Consider the following 19,039-nt stretch of genomic DNA (forward strand, 5'->3'; position numbering starts at 1 on the left):
TTAAATTGATTTATTTTTGGCCGATGACTAAAACGATAGAGTACCTATGCAAAAAGTGTATCTGGATAATGCCGCTACCACCCCTGTAAGGGAGGAAGTCATTGTTAGAATGCAGGAAGCCCTGGCGGGCTGTTTTGGTAACCCTTCGTCTACTCACGGATTTGGAAGGACTGCAAAAACGGCTATTGAACAAGCAAGGAAGAACATCGCCAAATACCTGAACGCCCATCCCTCCGAGATCATTTTTACCTCCGGAGGTACCGAAGCAGATAATATGATCATTAGATCAGCCGTAAGGGATTTGGGCATACGCACCATAATCACATCTAAAATAGAACATCACGCGGTTTTACATACGGCCGAAGAGATGGTAAAGGAATACGGCATAAGCCTGCACTTTGTCGATCTGGATCCCATGGGCAATCCGCAGATGGATCACCTGGAGCAGTTATTGGATTCGGATCAGACTAAAAAGCTGGTGAGTTTAATGCACATCAATAACGAGATAGGCAATGCTATTGATATTGAGGCTATTTCGCATCTGTGTAAGGCCAAGGATGCCTATTTTCATTCAGATACGGTCCAATCCATTGGGCATTATCCCTGGGACGTCGCCCAGACCCCGATTGATTTTATGACAGCTGCCGCCCATAAATTCCACGGCCCCAAGGGGATTGGTTTTGCCTACATCCGAAAGAATTCGGGCCTCAAACCTCTGATTTTTGGCGGTTCACAGGAGCGGGGATATCGGGCAGGGACTGAACCCTTTCACAATATAGTGGGCCTTGAAGAAGCCTTTCTAAAAGCCTATGACAATTTGGAGGAGGAAAGAGCTTATGTCAGCGGCTTGAAAAAGTATTTTATCGAAAAACTGGAGGCTTCTTTGCCAGAAGCCAAATTCAACGGGCTTTCAGGAGATATGGACCAGAGTACCTATACATTGGTGAATGTGTGCCTGCCTTTCCCGGAAGATAAGGCCCTCATGTTGTTGTTTCATCTGGACTTAAAGGGAATTGCCTGCTCTAAAGGAAGTGCCTGCCAATCCGGAAGTAATGGGAGCTCACATGTCCTAAAAGAGATCCTTTCTGAAGAAGATATGAAGAAGCCTTCACTGCGCTTTTCCTTCTCGAAGTTCAATACCAGGGAGGAGATTGATTATGTGGTGGGTGTCTTAAGCGATTTCTCCAGGAACTAAGACTAAGAGCGCTTGGAGTTTTTCTGACGTTCTTTATCGTACGGGAACCTTCGGGTCGCTTTTTTCATCATTTTATCGATCATATCATCCGTGTTCTTACCGGATTTCTTATTGATCTCCTTCTCGTATTTCCAGAGGAGCTTTCCAGTTTTCCCGTCACTGATCTTAATACCGATCCTGCCGTAATTCGCATCTCCTAAAATGTAGTCCAAAAAGCTAAATTCCGCGGGGATACCACGAGAAAGAAGAATATTTACATCGAGGTTCCCACTGATGATCCCATCTACGCCAAGGATCTTGCTTAATTCCTTGATGGTATAGGTATCAATATTGGTATACGTGATCTCATTTTGGGCCAGGATGGCATTGGTGTTCTTAATGTTCTGAAATTCCACGGAGAACTTTTTCCTTTTCTTCCCCCGACCAAAATAGGTTTCCAAAGCGTCCTGAACCGCATGTCCTTCTTTTTCCTCAAGTCTTTTCCGCTCATCGTTGGAGACCTTTTCTTCCAGTTCCAGGTTGGTGAAAAATGGAATGATCGCGAGTATGGCATGATCCTGGCTCAATTGATCGAACCTGGCACTCTCATAGATGTTCTTTTGCGCGTTCGAGAACGCGAATGCGAACAAAAAGATAAATGGCAATACTTTTTTCATTTCTTGGGCAACTATAATCTCACCTGTATTTTTAAGTTCAATACTCTGCTGGTCATAAAGTTAGGAATGGCAAATTGTTGCTTACTGTCTACGTCCCGCACCCAGGTATTGGTTATGGAGTTTTGGTTGTTGAACATATTAAAGATCTCAAATCCTGCATTGAGTTCTTTAAAACCATGTAACCAATGTCCTTTGGGATATTTCTTGTTTGCACCTACAAAAATATGGGAAATTCCTAAATCTGCCCTCCTGTAATCTCTTAATCTATTCTGAAAAATATAGGGGTCGGCATAGCTGGGCGAGCCACCAGGGACTCCTGTGCTGTATTGAAGGTTCAGGTACATCCTCAGATTTGGGATGGTTGGGATGTAATCCTGAAAGAGGATCCCCAGTTTAAGGCGCTGATCTGTTGGCCGGGAGATATACCCTCTATCCTCAATATTCTCTTCGGTTCTTAGGAATCCCAGGCTGATCCAGGACTCCGTACCTGGCACAAAGGCCCCGTTAAGCCTTAGATCAAAGCCATATGCGAATGCCTTGGCGTTGTTGTCTGCCCGGTATCTGATCCGCACGTCCTCCAGGGTGTAGGCATTCACATTTGAAAGCTTCTTATAGTACCCCTCGCTCACAAGTTTAAAAGGCCTGTTCCAAAGCTCAAAACTATATTCATTGCCCAGTACAAAATGTATGGATCTCTGGGCCTTTACCCCGGGCTGGACCGTACCAGTAGCATCCCTCAACTCCCGGTAGAAAGGCGGTTGTTGGTACCAGCCGGCGGCAAATCGGAACAGCATGTCTTTTTTCCAATCGGGTTTAATGGCAAATTGCCCCCTGGGGCTGAAAATGCTATGAGAGGTTCTGGTAATACCTTCTCCATTTACCGTCCAATGCTGTGCCCTGATCCCCAGGTTGTAATACAGATCAGCGCGTTGCCATTCCAGCTGCTTGCTAAACTGCAGGTAGGCGGAGTATCTGTTGGTCCGGACAAAATTCCGGGCGCTAAGTCCTTCAAAAGGAACTATTGGAGCATCGAAGGCTTCCTCAGGCTGATTGTTGACAAATTCAGAACGGGGAGGTCTGATAGAAAATCCGGCGGAATCGATAAATTCAGATTCTCTGATTTGATCTCGTATATCCTCGTATGTGTATTTTACTCCCCATTTCCAAACACTGCCATTCCTGGCTTGTTGTCCCTTGTGGGCGATATTCAGAATAAGCGCGTCGAGATCATTCCGGGCCCGGTTGAATTGCGATCCAACCCCACGGGAGGAAGTGACTTCCCCGAGGTTCTCACTTCCCAGATTGGTCTCGATTTCAGCCAGCTCATACTGGGCTATGATATCAGAATATTCTTCTTCCCTGGTGTGATAAAGGGAAGAGATCAGCTTAAGATTCAGTTCGTCATTGACAAAATAATCCGCCTTTAGGGCACCCATAGTGGTGGTATAGGTGTTTTTCTCCTGACCCTCGTAAAATACAAGCAGGGCCTGCGGGTCTGTTATGGTCCCGAAGTTCGTTTGCCTGGTAAGCGGCCTGTTCCTGTAGTTGTTGATGGAAAAGTTACCTAAAAAGTTCAGATGCACCTTGCTGGAAAATCGATAGGTCAGATAACTTTGAAGATCGGCAAAAGCAGGGTTGAAGTTCGTAGTGGTTTGTTGACTGTTTACAAAAAGGCTGTTGTCCCGGTATCTTACCCCACTCAAACTACTGAAATTCTTGCTTTTGGAAATGGTCTCCAGGGTGGCACCGGCCCCCAGAAGGCTACCTTCAGCCTGCAACTCGAATCGGGTGGGGGTTTTGTAGGTGATATCGAGGACGGAGGATAGCTTATCCCCATACTGCGACTGGAAACCTCCGGAAGAAAACTTAAGCCCCTGGACCATACTGCTGTTGACAAAACTCAGGCCTTCCTGCTGACCGGAACGCACCAGGAAGGGTCTATATACTTCAATATCGTTAATGTAGACCAGGTTTTCATCGTAATTTCCGCCCCTTACCGCATATTGGGTACTCAGTTCATTATTGGAGAACACCCCGGGAAGCAGTTTTAATACATTCTCAACCCCGGCATTTGCCCCTGGTATCTTTTGCACGATTTCTGGCGTCAAGGTAACAATGCCTTCTACAGACCTTTCCCCAGTAGGGGTAACCACCACGCCGTCCACCTGAATAGCATCCGTTTTCATAACCGGATTAAAGGCGTAGGTTTCGTTAGTGGTCAGAATGAGTTTTTCTAAAACCACATCCTTATGTCCCAAATGCGTAAAAGTGACGGTAATCTCGGAATCCGCCCGGACCTCGAGAAGATAGAAGCCATCGGCATCGGAAAAGGTACCCGAATTCTCTGAAGTGATGTTCACATTAGGGAGTGGATTGTTATCTTCATCCAGTACGATCCCGGTAATCGATGCGGTTTGTGCCTGGACCAGTAAAACAGGCCAAATTAATAGCAGAATTAATAAAGGGTTAAAACACTTCAAAAGCCTATTTTCTGTAGAAACTGCTGGTAAAGGTAGTGGAATTCCCTACATTATCTTTAACGACAACTTTTAAGGTACATTGTTTTTTGTCCAGAATGATGTCGTCAAAATTATAGGTGATTGTTCTTGTTTTGGGCTCGTATTCCATCAGTATCCACTCCCCGTTTACCGTAGCAGCGTAAGAGTCTATGCCACTCAGATCATCTGAAATATGCAGGCTCAGGTAACGGTAATTATTCAACCATTGTTTTTCCTTGAAGTTCTTGGCGTAGACTTTTGGCGGAATGGTATCCTTTGCAAGTGTGTAGGTTCCCAGGTTTCTGGTTCTGGTAGTAAAGACCTCTCCCCGTTTGAAAGTTGTGGCATAATTCGGCTTCAGTTTTCTGTCTAAGCGGGCGATAAATAGTTCTTTCCGCTCTTCTTCACTGTATTTGGACGTGTCAAAGGTGATCGTAAAGTTCCGGTGTGCGGGTACACTGTTATTGTGGATGGTGATGGTGTCGGATCCCTTTTTCAGATCAATATAAAAGTCATCGTAAAAGGTATTTGCGGGGAAGTACACCTTAGCAACACCAAGATCGAAGTTATTGGGCTTTTTGGCCACGATAAAATCCGCGGACTCCGGGTTTTCTTTAGGTACCTTAAGGGCGCCGCGTTTTCCTTCTACCGGGATCATGAGTTTGATCATATTATCGTCCAGATCCCGGATGCGGATCTCTACCTGATACGTCATCCCCTCTTGAATCGCGATCTTACCATCGTTATAGAGCTCGTTGTAAATGCTCAACCGGTTTCCCGGAGCTTTAAAGCAACGCTGAAGTCGCTGTTTAGACTTTCCAAAATGCTCATAATCGATCAAAGTGTTGATATATCTTGATTCCGAAAAAGAAAAGCTTTCAAAATCGTAATCCGTGTATACTTTGCCATTGACAATTTGCTGCACCCCGTAAACTCCGTTCCTGTTCGCCGCGAGATCCTGCCGGTCATAAGTCCCGATCGCAAATCCGATAGTGCCTGCGGCATACACTTTATCAGCGAGGAAAGTACCGTTGGATTGCTTCCTGAAATTTACCTGCACCTTTTGACTGCTCTGATTCACCTGCGCATTTCGCGAAAGGGGATAAGCGAATACCTTGGTAAGGATTGGGTTAGTGGCATCCCTTACCTCCAAGCCATAGAGAAGGGGATTGGTGGGTTTTTCAGATACGGAACTGCGTATTTCGAAATGGAGATGAGGACCTGAGGAGCCACCGGTATTCCCGGTAAAGGCGATTACCTGATCTTTACTTACTTTGAGTTCCCCAAAATCCGGAAACATCTCTACCTCATAGGACTTTTTCTGGTATTGAATCTTTTTGACATAGGCTTCTATTTCCGGTGAGAATTTTTGCAAATGGGCATAAACCGAAGTGTAGCCGTTGGGATGTGCAATATACAGAGCCTTGCCATACCCCCAATGAGAGATCTTTATACGGGTAACCGTTCCTTCTGCTATGGCGTAGATGGGAAGTCCCTGTCTTTGCTGTGTTTTGATATCTATTCCGGCGTGAAAGTGATTGGAACGGAGTTCTCCGAAAGTGCCGGCTAATACCAAAGGAATATCCAGAGGTGATCTGAATGCGTCCCGGGGATATTTTTCCTGGCTATTCAGGGCGATTGCCATTAAGAACAAGAAACAGAAAAATGTTCTTCTCATAGGTGCGGCGTTAATGCGAAATTAACCAATAGGTTTGAAAACGTAAAGATTCAGGAATCAAATTCCAGGCCATTTTTGTAAGTCAACGATTCTAAACCAATTAAAGTATTACTTCAAGAATAATTCGTAAAACTTTTGCGAGGTCTTAAAGGGAATGTTAACTTTGTGTATAACGCATTGACATTTGCACATGAGCGAATTGGCCGAAATCGTTGATTCTTTGGAAAATAAGATTAGCAAGTTGTTGCATAAGTTGGAATTGCTCAACCAGGCTAACACCAAATTGGAAGAGGAGTTGGTTACTCTTAAAAATAACCACCAAAGCGCGGCGGAGGCTGTTTCAGAATGGGAAGAAAAATATAAATCTCTCAAGCTCGCAAATACGATGCTGGGCAGTGATAAGGATAAGACAGAAGCAAAGCTCAAAATAAACGCATTGATCAGGGAGTTGGACTATTGTATGGCTCAACTTGCTGAATAGTATACAGTTATGACGGAAAAGCTGAAGATAAAGCTTTCTATTGCGGACAGGGTATACCCTCTTACGATCGACCCGAGTCAGGAGGAAGGATTGCGCAAGGCCGCGAAGAATATCGAACAGCTGGCGAAAAAATTTGAGCAGAACTATGCCGTTAGGGACAAACAGGACGTTTTGGCCATGTGCGCTCTTCAATTTGCATCTAAAATAGAGCAAAGAGGTATAGATAAATCGGAAGACACAAAAGAGGTTGCAGAGCGGTTAAAGGCTTTAGGCGATCTTGTGAATTCCAAGCTTAGCATAAAATAAGTTCTTTTAAATAGCATTTAAATTACTGCCCACATTGGTATCTAATTTTTGACAAACTCAACACTAATTTGTTTGAAAAGGGTGAGTTTAGTTTGTAAAAGCAGGCCTTCTCGAAAGGATCCTTGATCAAGCTGTTAGCCCTAAACCTGTTTATTGGAGTTTGTACAGAACTTCCATCAATGTGGGCTTTTTATATTAAATAATCTGGATATATGGATATAACAGCAATAGGAATAGGGGCAATCGCAGGACTTGTAATCGGGTTCATTATTGCGAAATTCCTGGAAAAAGGCAAGGCTTCCAAAACCATTGGAAATGCAAAAAAGGAAGCCGCGGCCATCATCAAAGATGCTAAAATAGAGGGGGAACAAGTTAAGAAAGACAAGATCTTCCAGGCTAAAGAGAAGTTTTTAGAACTCAAGGCTGAGCACGAAAAAGTAATCATCAATAAAGACAAAAAAATAGCGGAGGCTGAGAAGCGCACAAGGGATAAAGAATCCCAGGTGAGTGGCGAGCTTTCCAGGAATAAGAAACTAAACGATCAGCTTGAACAGCGCATCAAAGAAGTAAATCACCGTCGGGAGTTTTACGAGAAGAAACAATCTGAACTGGAAAAGCTGCACAAAAGCCAGATACAACAGCTGGAAGTGATCTCCGGCCTGTCCGCGGAAGAAGCCAAAAGCCAGTTGCTGGAATCGCTTAAGGAAACGGCAAAGACGGATGCCATGACCTATATGCAGGCCACTCTGGAAGAAGCGAAACTTACCGCTCAGCAGGAAGCCAAAAAAATAGTTATCAATACCATTCAACGTATTGGCACTGAGGAAGCTGTAGAAAACTGCGTATCGGTGTTCAACCTGGAGTCGGACGATGTAAAAGGAAGGATCATTGGGCGGGAAGGCCGCAATATTCGCGCTCTGGAGTCCGCAACCGGCGTTGAGATCATCGTGGACGATACCCCTGAAGCCATAATCCTCTCTTGTTTTGATTCTGTTCGGAGGGAGGTAGCCAGATTATCGCTTCACAAATTGGTCACAGACGGCAGGATACACCCGGCAAGAATAGAAGAAATCGTAAAAAAGACCGAAAGGCAGATCGAACAGGAGATCGTGGAGGTAGGTAAACGGACCGTCATCGATCTGGGTATTCACGGATTGCACCCGGAACTTATCCGGGCGGTAGGGCGTATGAAGTATCGTTCCTCATACGGCCAGAACCTGCTGCAACATTCCAGGGAGGTTGCCAAGCTCTGCGGTGTGATGGCCGCAGAATTAGGCCTGAACCCAAAGCTTGCCAAAAGGGCTGGTCTGTTGCACGATATAGGGAAGGTACCCAATACGGAAGTCGAGATTGAAACTCCTCACGCCATATTGGGAATGCAGTGGGCAGAAAAATTTGGTGAAAAGCCAGAGGTTTGCAACGCCATAGGCGCCCACCATGACGAAATTGAAATGAAACACCTTATTGCACCGGTGGTGCAGGTGTGCGACGCCATAAGCGGAGCCAGGCCGGGAGCCAGAAGACAGGTATTGGATTCCTACATCCAAAGGTTGAAGGACCTGGAAGAGATCGCCTTTGGTTTCGGTGGTGTACAAAAAGCTTACGCCATTCAGGCCGGAAGGGAGTTGCGGGTAATTGTTGAAAGCGAGAAGGTCAGCGACGATAAGGCAGCTCAGTTATCCTTTGAGATCTCACAAAAGATCCAGACTGATATGACTTACCCCGGGCAGGTGAAAGTTACCGTGATCCGGGAGACCAGATCGGTAAACGTTGCGAAGTAAACCAAATAAAGGTCTCTAAAGCCTGGAAGAACTACTGATCTAATAGAATTTACCATTGTCGGCATTCCTTTGGATCTCCGAAGCGGATTTGAGTATGCCGTGCATTGCAATGTATATGCCAGGATCCAGCAGGTTTGCGGCACCAATAGCCACTCCCAGATTTATCGGGGCATCAGAATTGGAAAATCTTTCTGGCCGCATAGCGCCAGTCAATATAACGACCTTCCTGTCTACCCTGGAACTTAAGAATGCTGCGGTGTCCATCATGGTATCCGTCCCGTGCGTAACCACATAGGCGTCTGCCACTTCCTTATTTATGAGATCTGCCAGGCTTTGCCGGTCTGCTTCCGTGATCTCAAGACTGTCTTTCTGACTGGCTGTGTGTATCTCGTATTCAAAAGATGGATCTAGTTTCGAAAGGATCCGTTCGGTAGCCGGTTCTCCAAACTCAAAGGCCCATCCGCCCTTAGTCTTAGGATAATCCTTATCTATGGTTCCCCCGGTTTGAATAAATAGGATTTTCATCGTGGTGTTTTATAGGTCTGTGGCCTGCTTTAGTGTGGGTGCTTATATAAATTCATTGGATCGCTCCATCGTGGAAGCCGGCCCGTTTCCAGGTACCCTCTTCCAATACCCATACCGTGGTGACCCTGAATGCCCGTTCTTCGCTGACGCTATCCCGGGTTTGTGAAACCAATACCTTAGCCGTTGCTATGGCAGAACCACCGAGTTGCTGAATTTTGAGCTCCTCCATGCGATAATCGTGCACCACCAGTTCGCCGGATTCTATGGCACTTTTCCTTTTAACCAGGTAAGATAACCAGGACGATTTCCCGATGGCTGGAGAATTGCCATTGGTGTGCTGGTATTCTTCCGTGATGAGCCCTTCCAGCTTTTCGATATCCGCTGAGGCAAATGCCTGATTAAAATTTTCTATGGAGGTTTTCAATGTGTCCTCATTCGCAGTCTTATCCGGGCTTTTTCCCGAGCAGGCGAATATCAGAACAAGGAGAAAAGACAGGAGAACAGCTTTCATATTTCGTCGATCGGTAGAAGTTGGAAGTTACTCTTCTTCTGAAGAAGCTTCAGTGTCAGGTGCTTCTTCAGCTTCTTTATTCAGGTTGTTTTCAAGGATATTTAATTTTTTAAGCTTCGCCTTCCAGGTAGCCAGAGCATCTTTATGCCTTTCAATATTCTGGATGACCTCCTGCACTACCGGACTGTTTTCTGAGGCATTGGAGAAAAATTGCAGATTGTTTTCCAGTTGGCGGATCTCGCTCTTACTTTCATCGATCTTTCGCCTGATGAAAGTACGTTCGTTCATTATGGCCCGATCGTTGTCTGCCTTCGCCAGTTGCTGGATCTTGTTTCCGTATCGCAAGAGCTCGGATTCCTGCCGGCTAACATCGAGCTTCTTAAAAAGGGCGTCAAGAATTTTATTGAATTTGCCGTTTATGCTTTTCTTGTTATAAGGCACTCGTCCATAGGTCTTCCATTCATCGATAAAACCTTTGATGGTGCTGATGTCTTTGTCCCGGTCTCCGGTCAGCTGAAAGGCCCTTAGCTTTTCTATGCATTCACTTTTTTTGAGGAAGTTTTCATTTTCTTCCTTAAATGCCGCATTTTTTAGGGCGTGAAGCCTATCGAAATAGTGATTACAGGCATCCTTGAACTCGTTCCAAATCTTATCCGAATATTTTCTGGGCACATGGCCAATGGTTTTCCACTCCTTTTGAATACGCTTCATTTCCGGAGTAACTGTATCCCAGTCTTCGCTATCCTTCAGGCTGATGGCCTTTTCAAGCAGAGCCCGCTTCTTATCAAGATTTAGCTGCTGTTCTTTTTTCAGGTTTTTGTAATAGGCATTCTTATTCCGGTTAAAACCGCGTACAGCTTCTTTGAAAGCAGCCCAGGTGGCCTCGTTCACCTTTTGAGGTACTTTACCAGCCTTGAAGAATTCCTCCCTTAGCGCCTCTACCTCTCTGATCTGTTGCTGCAAGGCCCTGTGGTTGGTGGAAACGTTGGCTCCAATAGCCTGTATTTTAGTAATAATCTCGTTTTTGGTTTCCAGGTTCTTTTCATAGACCTTATCTAGCTCTTTGTAATGCTCCTGCCTTCTCTGGTGCATTACTTTGGTCGCGTTACTGAAACGCTCCCAGATCTCTTCCCGATGTTCCTTGCCTACCGGGCCTATATCCTCTTTCCAGATCTTGTGAAGCGTCTGCAGCTCCCGGAATGCTTTGCTGAGGTCAGGCTCTTTGGTCAATGCCTCTGCCCGCTCCACGATCTTCATCTTTTCTTCCAGATTGTGTCTGAAATCCAGATCTCGAAGTTCACGGTTAAGGTGCAGAAAGTCGTAGAAGATCTCTATATGATGGTGGTAGGTCCGCCAGACGTCATTGTAGTTCGCCCTTGGGACGGGACCTGCGTTTCGCCACCTTTCCTGAAGGTCTTTAAAGTTTTTGTAAGTGGTATTGATATCCTCTTCAATATTGACAAGGCTCTTGAGTTCTTCTATGATCTCCAGCCTGTTCGCAAGATTCAGCTTTAGGTTTTGTTCCAGGTTCTTGTAATACTGGTTTCGCTTTTCGCGATAATCCGAGTAGACCTCATTGAACTGCCGTTTGGTGACTGAACTGTAACGGAAGTCTATTTCATTACCCCCTTTGCTGATGAACTCCTCTTTTTTGTGTTCTAAGAATTCCTGAAACTTAAGGTCGAACTCGTATTTAATACCATCCACATGCTTTCGAATGGCCTGTACTTTTTCGTTACGTACGAGTCGCTGTAGTTCTCCGACCAGGTTTTCCATGGACATGGAGTGGTAGTCCAGGATTGGAATGTGATGTCTTCGGTGATTATCTTCGTCCTCAGCGTCTTCAGCGTTGGATTCATCAATTTCTTCTATAACATCTTCTTCCGTTCCGGCTTCCTTAGCAGGGGCATTTTCGTCTAAGGTTTCCGATTTTATTTCAGTGCTTTTCTCTGAATCTGTTGTATTTTCAGTAGTTTCTGAATTTTCATCCCCCCCTACATCTTCCTGTAGTTTTTGATCTTTCTCTTCCAACATCCTTTAATGTTTTTCTTTCCACGCCCATTCTCCAATGTAAGATACTAACAACCTACTTAACTGACAAGGTTAAGAAACTTCTTTTTGGCGGATATTTCTGGCCTTAGGTAAGGCTAAAATCGTATAGGTAGAGGATAATAGACTATGAATTCCAGATACTCCAGGCCTTTTCTGCCTGAAGTTCAAGCATTTTCAGGCCGTTGCTGATGGCGGCACCCTGTTTTTCGCCTTCCAGCAGGAACCGGGTCTTTTCCGGGTTATAAATTAGATCGAAGAAAAGGTGAGTAGAAGAAACGAATTCATAGGGGATGTCCGGCCTCTGTTCAACATTGGGGTAGGTCCCCAATGGGGTACAATTCACAATCACGGAGTATTGTTCCATAACATCCTGATTGAGATCCGAATAAGCCAGGGCCTCTTCCCCGGGATTCCTGGACACAAAGCGAAAAGCTATGTTCAGTTCATTAAATACAAAGGCGACCGCCTTGGAAGCTCCTCCTGTACCGAGGATCAAAGCGGCCTTGTGAGCTGGTGTCAGCATAGGTTCAATGGCTTTTTGGAAGCCATATATGTCGGTATTAAAACCGGTAAGCCCATTGCCATCAAATTTGATGGTGTTCACTGCACCGATCTCAGCCGCTTGGGGATGTAATTGATCCAGAAAGGGGATCACATCCTCTTTGTAGGGAATAGTCACGTTTAGCCCTCGTAAGGCCTTATTTCGCAGTGTTTGGAAGTCTTTAATGTCTTCTATATCGTAATTCTCATAGATATGATCAGAAAGCCCTAGCAGCTCAAATTTCTCGGTAAAATATTTGCGTGAAAATGAATAGGATATGTTCCTGCCTACCAGGCCGAACTTATGCTTTTTGGTTTCTGTTTTTTCCATACCAATCCAAAGCTAATAAAATTAATACTCCAAGAAGGGCGAAAACCGCGGCCCACCAGGTCTCGCTTTGGCCAATTTCAGGAAGGTAACGCTCGTAATTCCTAATGATCTTATCTCCGTTGGAATCCAAAAGCGGAAGCCCTTCGGCATCCAGAACAAAGATCGTTCTTTTCCAGGGCCAGACCACCCCAAGGGATCCTGTTATAAAACCTATGATCACCGCAGTGGTAAGATGCTTAAAACGCTTCAAGACATAGCCAAGAAGATGTGAGAGGCTCACCAGTCCGGTCGCGGACCCCGCGGTAAAGACTGCCAGGATCTTAAGTGTATTCAATCGTTTCGGATTCTGTGCAAAACTGAAATCGCCCTGAAAAACCTCGGACATGGTGTCGTACAAAGCGTTTACCGAATCGACCAAAAGAAGTACGTAATTGCCGAGTAAAATGAGAATAAAGGAGCCGGAAAGACCTGGTAAGGTCATACCCGAAACACTGATAATCCCACAGAGAAAAATAAACAACAGGTTGTCATTTTCTTTGGCCGGGTTAAGAAAGCTTATGGATATTCCGACGATCAATCCCAGTATTCCAGCTGGTATTGTCCGCTTGTTCCAATGCTCAAAATCCTTGGCGATATAATAGATGGAACCGATGATCATCCCAAAAAACGCTGCCCATACAAACAATTCCTTTGTTTCGAGAAAATAGTCCAGCAATTTGGAGACGCTGAAATAGCTTACCAGCATGCCGAAAATCAGCAGGGTTAGGAATTGCCCGTTGGTATAGCGATAGAAGCTCCTGAACCTGCCGTTAAACAGCAATTTGAAAGCCTTCAGATTGATTTTCTGCAGGGAATAAATGAATTCCTCATAAAACCCTGCCACGAAGGCCACAATGCCCCCTGAAACACCGGGCACCTTGTTGGCCGCACCCATACAAAGTCCTTTGATGACCAAAAAAAACTTATCTAAGAACGATCTAGGTTGGTGCATATGAGGTCAGTGCTTATTTTTTAGATGCGGTTTTCTCCAGGATAAAAATAAGTGAAAACCCCAGAGCGGCAAGTACAACGGCATAGAGTAATTGAGGATCTCCATCAAAAGTCAGAGGCGATACGCTGGCTTCATTAACCGGAACGACCTTATCTCCAAAAGTTTTAGTTTCCAGCACTTTTTTCCAGGGCCAGATCTTGTTTAAAGAACCTAAAATAAAACCTGTCAATAATGCCAGGGTAGGGTTTCTGTAATTTTTAAACATCCATTTAAGGAGTCTGGCAAAACTGAGCAATCCAAACACGGCTCCTACGGCTACTGTGACCACTACGGTAATGTCTCGTTCGTGCACAGCATCCAATATGGTTTTATAGGAACCGAGCAGGACCAGGATAAAAGCTCCGGATATACCCGGCAGTATCATTGCACAGACTGCAAGCGCTCCTGAAAGGAACAGAAATGGCAGGCTTTCCGTGTTTTCCGAAACGGGGAGCGTAGTAATGTAGTAGGCAATACCGGCCCCAACCAAAAGCATGATCACTGCAGACAGGGACCACTTTTCTATGGACTTTCCCACAAAATAAACACTGGCCACCACCAGCCCAAAAAAGAATGCCCAAAGCAAAATGGCCTGGTTTTCCAGTAACCAGCTGATCAATTTTGCCAGGGAGACCACGCTAATGGCAATTCCTGAAAACAGCGCCAGCAAGAAATTCCCGTTTAGCTTTTTCCAGGCCGCCTTAAAGCCTTCATTCTTCAAGACTTTAAACAAACCCAGGTTGATGTTGTTGATGCTGCTGATGAGCTCTTCATAGATGCCTGAAATAAAGGCTATAGTTCCTCCTGAAACCCCTGGAACCACATCAGCTGCTCCCATGGCCATTCCCTTCAGGGCAATAAAGAAATATTGTAGTCGGTTGCGGTCTTCCATAAAAAAGAAAACACAAAAGTAGCCTTTTTATTCTGAAGCTTTTCGGGTATTTAACGTCCCTTTTAGGTTTTAGAAGCAGTCATACCCAGACCGGAATAAAACCCAGAGAACCGCCAGGGGTCTTGCAGATTATTTTCGAGCGTGTTTTTTGGTTGCAGCAATGATATTCTGAGCCCAGGCCGAGTGATAATAATCCGGAAATTCACTCTCAAAAAGCGCTACCTTGGCCGGATCCGCGGTAAGTGCCTGCAAAAACTTATAACGTGCCTCGATCCGCTCATTTAGCATCAGGTAGAGACCTACCATTTTGTATTGGATCTCCGCTTTTTCCGGATAGAATTCCAGGCCTTGTTTCAGGATTTGCACCCCGGCCTCAATTTCTTCATTGGCCACTACAACATCGGCCCATTTCAGCCAGGTATCCAACTCGTAATTCCCCAGGTCTACCGCTTGCTTATAGGCAAAATCGGCCTCGTCAAAGTTGCCCAGGGCTGTGTGTATCCTGGCACATTTCTTCCAGTACAAGGGGTTTTCTCCATCAATATTGATGGCTTTATTGACATAATAGAGCGCCCTTTTCAGGTTGTTCTTTTTGAAATAGAAGTCCGTAATGGCCAGCCATCCCTTGTCTAAGAGCGGGTCTTCGTGAACGGTCTGGTAGTAGTAATATCTGGCCAGATCATCGTTTTTCAACTGCTCATAGCATTTACCCATTCTCAAATAGGCATGCGAAGTAGGGTCTTCTATTTTAATAGTGGTTTCGTAATTCTCGATGGCCTCCTGGTACTTACCAAGTCTCTCCAGTACTTTTCCCTTTTCAAAATAAGCGCCAATGAAGGAATCATCAGATATAATAGCAAAATCAAAAGCTGCCAGCGCCTCCTGGAACATGTTTTCCGTGAAATATTGTTTGCCCAATTGATGCCAGGCCACTTGTGAATAAGGGTTCCTGTCCAGATAGTCGTTCAGGTATCGAATGGCACCTTTGAAATCCTCCAGAAATTCAAAACAGTAGATAACATTGTAAAGCGATGAATAGTCTTGTTGATCAAAGGAAACACAGACCTTAAAATTCTCTTTGGCCTTTTCAAAGTCGTCCATAAAAAGATATTCCATACCCAATAGGGAATAAATATCAAGGCTGCCTTCGGACAATTCGAGCGCCTTTTGCAACATGGCTACTGCCGCTTCATGGTTGTCTTTTTTGGAATAGATATTCGCCCGCTGAATGTAGATCTCATCGTTGTTCCCGTCCAGGGATTGAAGGTGGTCCAGGATGGTCTCGGCGGTGTCCAGATTGTTCTCAAAAACCAGGACTTCCACTTCCAGAAGTTTTAACTCCGTAGCATCGGGATGCTGCTGTAATCCAATCTTAATAGCTTTTTTCGCCAGGGATATCTTGCCATTATTCAGGTAGTGATGAATGATGTCTTCGAAGTCTTCTGCATCAAAGAAATAGACGTCATCTGTCTTCAACATTGATTCAAACTTGGCGATGGGGTGGCTGGGTCTTTCGTTAGGATCTAACGCCATAGAATGGTGCTTGGTTAAACTATGGAATTAAAAATAATCTTTTTGAGACTACAATTTCTTCCGAATTTGGGCTATATTATTAACAAAGTAGTTAACAGCTTTATTGCTTGTAACTTGTTAAAATTTCGAGGATCAGATCGCAACCCTTGTCAATCTCTTCCGAGGAAATAGTGAGCGGAGGGGTAATGCGCACGGCCCTTTTTTCAAAGAGCAACCAAAACAAAATCAACCTCTTTTTAGCAGATTCCAAAACCAGATAATTGGCAATTTCCTCATGTTTCAGGATCAATGCCAGCATCAGTCCCTTACCCCTGATCTCCTGGATATAGGGGTGCTTAAGTCTGTTCCTTATCTGTCTTTCCTTTTCATAGATATCATCAATTATGTTTTCGTCCCTTAGTGTTTTTAAGGTGGCCAAACTGGCTGCGGCTATTACCGGATTGCCTCCAAAAGTGGTGATATGACCAAGCTCCGGATCCCTGCTAAGTAATTTCATATGTTCCCCGGAAGCCGTAAAAGCGCCCACTGGCAGCCCGGAGGCCATACCTTTCCCCATAACCAGAATATCCGGGATGCAATTGTAGTGCTGAAATGCAAACCACTTACCAGTTCTGCCAAAACCCGGTTGTATTTCATCCAGTATCAGTAATGCTCCCGCTTCGGTACAACGCTTTCGGACCTGCTCCAGGTAATTGGGCTCCGGAACTATAAAACCGGCTCCGCCCTGAATGGTCTCCAATACCACAGCCGCGGTCTTATCCGTTATACGGGATAACTCATCTTCCCGGTTGAATTCGATATACGAAATATCAGGAAGCAACGGCCTGAAGGGAGCTTTCCGACTTTTAAAATCCATTAAGCTCAGGCTTCCGAGAGTATTTCCGTGATAGGCGTTTTTCGCTGCGATGATCTGAGACCGTCCCGTTACCCTTCGTGCGAGTTTTAGTGCCCCTTCCATGGCTTCGGTTCCCGAATTTACCAGGTAGGTGCTTTCCAATGGATCCGGAAGTATATTCGCCAGCATTTGGGTATAGGTCACGGCAGGTTCCAAAATGTATTCCCCGTATACCATAACATGCATGTACTTTTCGGCCTGTTTGCTGACCGCCTCCACAACATTAGGGTGGGAGTGCCCAAGCGTACAGGCGGAAACTCCTGCAACAAAATCGAGATGGGCTTTACCGTTCGCGTCATAGATATAACTTCCCTGAGCACGGGTTACCTCTAAAGCCAGGGGATGCGAAGTGGTTTGTGCCTGATATTTCAGGAACTCATTTTTCATTACTGCGGGAGGTTTTTTTGTCGGTTCCCTCTTGCTGCGGTTTTATTGCCTGTGTATTGGAAGGTGGGATCTTATTTATTGGATCTCCCTCATTGGCACTGCGCTGTTCTTCTTCCGCTTCAATATCTATGGGGTTGCTGATCCCCTTAATGACGGGCAGTACCAGATTGTTGTCATCCTCGTCAAAAATATCATCCTTAGACCGAATGCGCTCGTCTCCCCTCCAGATAAACCCTTTTAGTTTTCGGCTGTTTTCCGGAAGGTCCTTTTCCGGGAAGATATCCCCATCCGGATCGGTTATAAAAGTGATGTCCTCAATATCACTTTCTGCCAGGGTCATTCGGATTTTACTACATATGGTCTTGTTGATCCCTATGAGTTCCTGATCATCGTTATACATATAGTAGATCACTTCTGTATTCTTGATAAGGTCTACCAGTTTGAGCTCATTTTCGATGAATTTACCAAATAAGTCCTTCCCCTTTGCCTGATTAAAGCCTTTTTTACCGATGGTATCCTGAGAAATTATAAAGGCGTTATTCAATACTTTCAGGGAGTCCAGTTTATCTGTTTCCATGTCATTGAGCAGATGTATACTATCTCCTGTCATCTGATTTTCCATATTCCAGAGGATAGGATCAGTAATTAACTGGGTTATACCTGTGCGCTGCTCAAAGTGAATAGAGTCTGCCTTCCCGCTGAGGTCGGTTTTGTAGAATTTGGAATTGCGAAAAGCCCTCAGAATTCGTTCTTCAGGTTTTCCAGTGACCATTAAGGTATCTCCGTGTATATACATGGAGTCCTTCTCCACCAGGCCGATAAAAACACCTCTTTTGGTGGCAAAAACGGAGTCCCTTGCCTTAAAAACCTCGCCGTAATGGGCCTTTATCACCGTATTATTTAAGGTGTCCGTAACCTTGATGTTGTTGGTCGCTGAAGCAAATTCGGAAGCCTTGTCAAAAAACAAACTATCTCCTTCAATAATACGGTTGTTATAGTCTATACGGGTGTTCTGTATGCCGTAACCGCTTTCGATCTTGGTATCGTAAAAACCACGCTCGCAGTACATCTTATAGGTTTCTCCCGTTATGGTACTCGGCCCGTACATATACAGATTTTTGGAAGTGGTGTAGTAATCCAACCTCTCGGAATCTACTATATAGTCAGGGTTTTTGATGTGAACACTATCCAGGAATTGGTACTTTTTGATCTCCATAAAATACCTTCCGATCTCACTGGTGAGGGTGTTGGCAGAATCAATGACCGTACCTGAGGTATTGTAATAGGCTTCCTGTTTCTCACGGTCAAAATAGAGGGTATCCGTACGAAGGGTCATGTCTGCATTATTCAAAACCACCTGCTCCCTGGCTTTGGCTAAACGGGTGTTTCCGTCGTAGTCGATTTTTTTACTCCTCATTTGTACGGAGTCGCCCTGCTTTAGCAGTATATTACCCACCGCCTTCAGCTTGTTTTCTTTTTGGTAGAAAACAGCCGCATCGCACCATAGACGGGCTCCCTGATGCTCAAACTCTACCTGACGGGTATCTTTGCTGAAAATAGCCGCTCCCGGATAATTCTCCTCATCCTTGGTAAAGTTCGCCCCGTAAACAATGTTGATTTCCTTCTGCTCCTGGGGTTCTTCCTGGGGGTGAGCTGCCCAGACAAAAAATAAGATAAAGGTTAGAATAAAATGACTTCTCAAAACCCAAATTTTGCCCAAAAATAGCTTTTTTTGGAGGAGCCAGACA

General features: G+C 45.0%; 16 protein-coding genes and 1 other RNA gene. 5 read left to right on the forward strand and 12 right to left on the reverse strand.

Translation table 11 applies throughout. The features are described from left to right. The first annotated feature begins 46 nt into the window (after positions 1–46). Positions 47–1,195, forward strand: a complete 1,149-nt coding sequence (locus GTQ38_RS05030; protein ID WP_161434388.1) for a cysteine desulfurase family protein — start codon at positions 47–49, stop codon at positions 1,193–1,195. A 2-nt stretch (positions 1,196–1,197) separates the two neighbouring features. Here GTQ38_RS05030 and GTQ38_RS05035 read toward each other — a convergent pair whose 3' ends face one another. The 3 genes from GTQ38_RS05035 to GTQ38_RS05045 are packed head-to-tail and all read right to left on the reverse strand — an operon-like array spanning position 1,198 to position 6,027. Then, positions 1,198–1,851 (reverse strand): hypothetical protein, encoded by a 654-nt coding sequence (locus tag GTQ38_RS05035; RefSeq protein WP_161434389.1) that lies wholly within the window; start codon positions 1,849–1,851, stop codon positions 1,198–1,200. A gap of 11 nt (positions 1,852–1,862) precedes the next feature. Further along, positions 1,863–4,331, reverse strand: a complete 2,469-nt coding sequence (locus GTQ38_RS05040; protein WP_161434390.1) for a TonB-dependent receptor — start codon at positions 4,329–4,331, stop codon at positions 1,863–1,865. Between the two features lie 4 nt (positions 4,332–4,335). Further along, entirely contained in the window at positions 4,336–6,027 is a 1,692-nt protein-coding gene (locus GTQ38_RS05045) for a M23 family metallopeptidase (RefSeq protein ID WP_161434391.1), read from the reverse strand. 190 nt (positions 6,028–6,217) lie between these two features. Between GTQ38_RS05045 and GTQ38_RS05050 the strand changes: the two genes are divergently transcribed. The 4 genes from GTQ38_RS05050 (at position 6,218) to rny (ending at position 8,595) form a co-directional block, all read left to right on the forward strand. After that, positions 6,218–6,508 carry a hypothetical protein gene (locus tag GTQ38_RS05050; RefSeq protein ID WP_161434392.1) on the forward strand — a complete coding sequence of 97 codons (291 nt, stop codon included), beginning with the start codon at positions 6,218–6,220 and terminating at the stop codon, positions 6,506–6,508. Positions 6,509–6,517: 9 nt separating this feature from the next. Then, positions 6,518–6,814: a cell division protein ZapA gene (locus tag GTQ38_RS05055; RefSeq protein ID WP_161434393.1), complete on the forward strand. Its 297-nt coding sequence runs from the start codon at positions 6,518–6,520 to the stop codon at positions 6,812–6,814. 55 nt (positions 6,815–6,869) lie between these two features. Further along, positions 6,870–6,976, forward strand: a non-coding RNA gene (gene ssrS, locus GTQ38_RS05060) — 6S RNA. Positions 6,977–7,026: 50 nt separating this feature from the next. Beyond that, on the forward strand, positions 7,027–8,595 hold the full coding sequence (rny, locus tag GTQ38_RS05065; RefSeq protein WP_161434394.1) for a ribonuclease Y: 1,569 nt from the start codon (positions 7,027–7,029) through the stop codon (positions 8,593–8,595). 39 nt (positions 8,596–8,634) lie between these two features. On the opposite strand, the gene GTQ38_RS05070 is transcribed toward rny, so the two are convergent. From GTQ38_RS05070 to GTQ38_RS05110, 9 genes are all read right to left on the reverse strand, one after another. Continuing rightward, positions 8,635–9,120: an asparaginase domain-containing protein gene (locus tag GTQ38_RS05070; protein WP_161434395.1), complete on the reverse strand. Its 486-nt coding sequence runs from the start codon at positions 9,118–9,120 to the stop codon at positions 8,635–8,637. Between the two features lie 52 nt (positions 9,121–9,172). After that, positions 9,173–9,631 (reverse strand): nuclear transport factor 2 family protein, encoded by a 459-nt coding sequence (locus tag GTQ38_RS05075; RefSeq protein WP_161434396.1) that lies wholly within the window; start codon positions 9,629–9,631, stop codon positions 9,173–9,175. A gap of 27 nt (positions 9,632–9,658) precedes the next feature. Beyond that, positions 9,659–11,665, reverse strand: a complete 2,007-nt coding sequence (locus GTQ38_RS05080; protein ID WP_161434397.1) for a DUF349 domain-containing protein — start codon at positions 11,663–11,665, stop codon at positions 9,659–9,661. 142 nt (positions 11,666–11,807) lie between these two features. Then, entirely contained in the window at positions 11,808–12,554 is a 747-nt protein-coding gene (locus GTQ38_RS05085; RefSeq protein WP_161434398.1) for a shikimate dehydrogenase family protein, read from the reverse strand. Then, the gene (locus GTQ38_RS05090) at positions 12,526–13,545 is read right to left on the reverse strand and encodes a DUF368 domain-containing protein (RefSeq protein WP_161434399.1); all 1,020 of its coding nucleotides are present in this window, start codon (positions 13,543–13,545) and stop codon (positions 12,526–12,528) included. The genes GTQ38_RS05085 and GTQ38_RS05090 overlap by 29 nt, the downstream gene beginning before the upstream one ends. Before the next feature lie 13 nt (positions 13,546–13,558). Further along, positions 13,559–14,476 carry a DUF368 domain-containing protein gene (locus GTQ38_RS05095; RefSeq protein ID WP_161434400.1) on the reverse strand — a complete coding sequence of 306 codons (918 nt, stop codon included), beginning with the start codon at positions 14,474–14,476 and terminating at the stop codon, positions 13,559–13,561. A gap of 129 nt (positions 14,477–14,605) precedes the next feature. Further along, positions 14,606–16,009, reverse strand: coding sequence for a tetratricopeptide repeat protein (locus GTQ38_RS05100; protein WP_161434401.1), 1,404 nt, complete (start codon positions 16,007–16,009; stop codon positions 14,606–14,608). Between the two features lie 100 nt (positions 16,010–16,109). After that, entirely contained in the window at positions 16,110–17,291 is a 1,182-nt protein-coding gene (locus GTQ38_RS05105) for an aspartate aminotransferase family protein (RefSeq protein WP_161434402.1), read from the reverse strand. Then, entirely contained in the window at positions 17,281–18,993 is a 1,713-nt protein-coding gene (locus tag GTQ38_RS05110) for an OstA-like protein (RefSeq protein ID WP_161434403.1), read from the reverse strand. The genes GTQ38_RS05105 and GTQ38_RS05110 overlap by 11 nt, the downstream gene beginning before the upstream one ends. Between the last annotated feature and the right edge of the window lie 46 nt (positions 18,994–19,039).

The organism is Poritiphilus flavus (genome assembly GCF_009901585.1).
GTDB lineage: Bacteria > Bacteroidota > Bacteroidia > Flavobacteriales > Flavobacteriaceae > Poritiphilus > Poritiphilus flavus.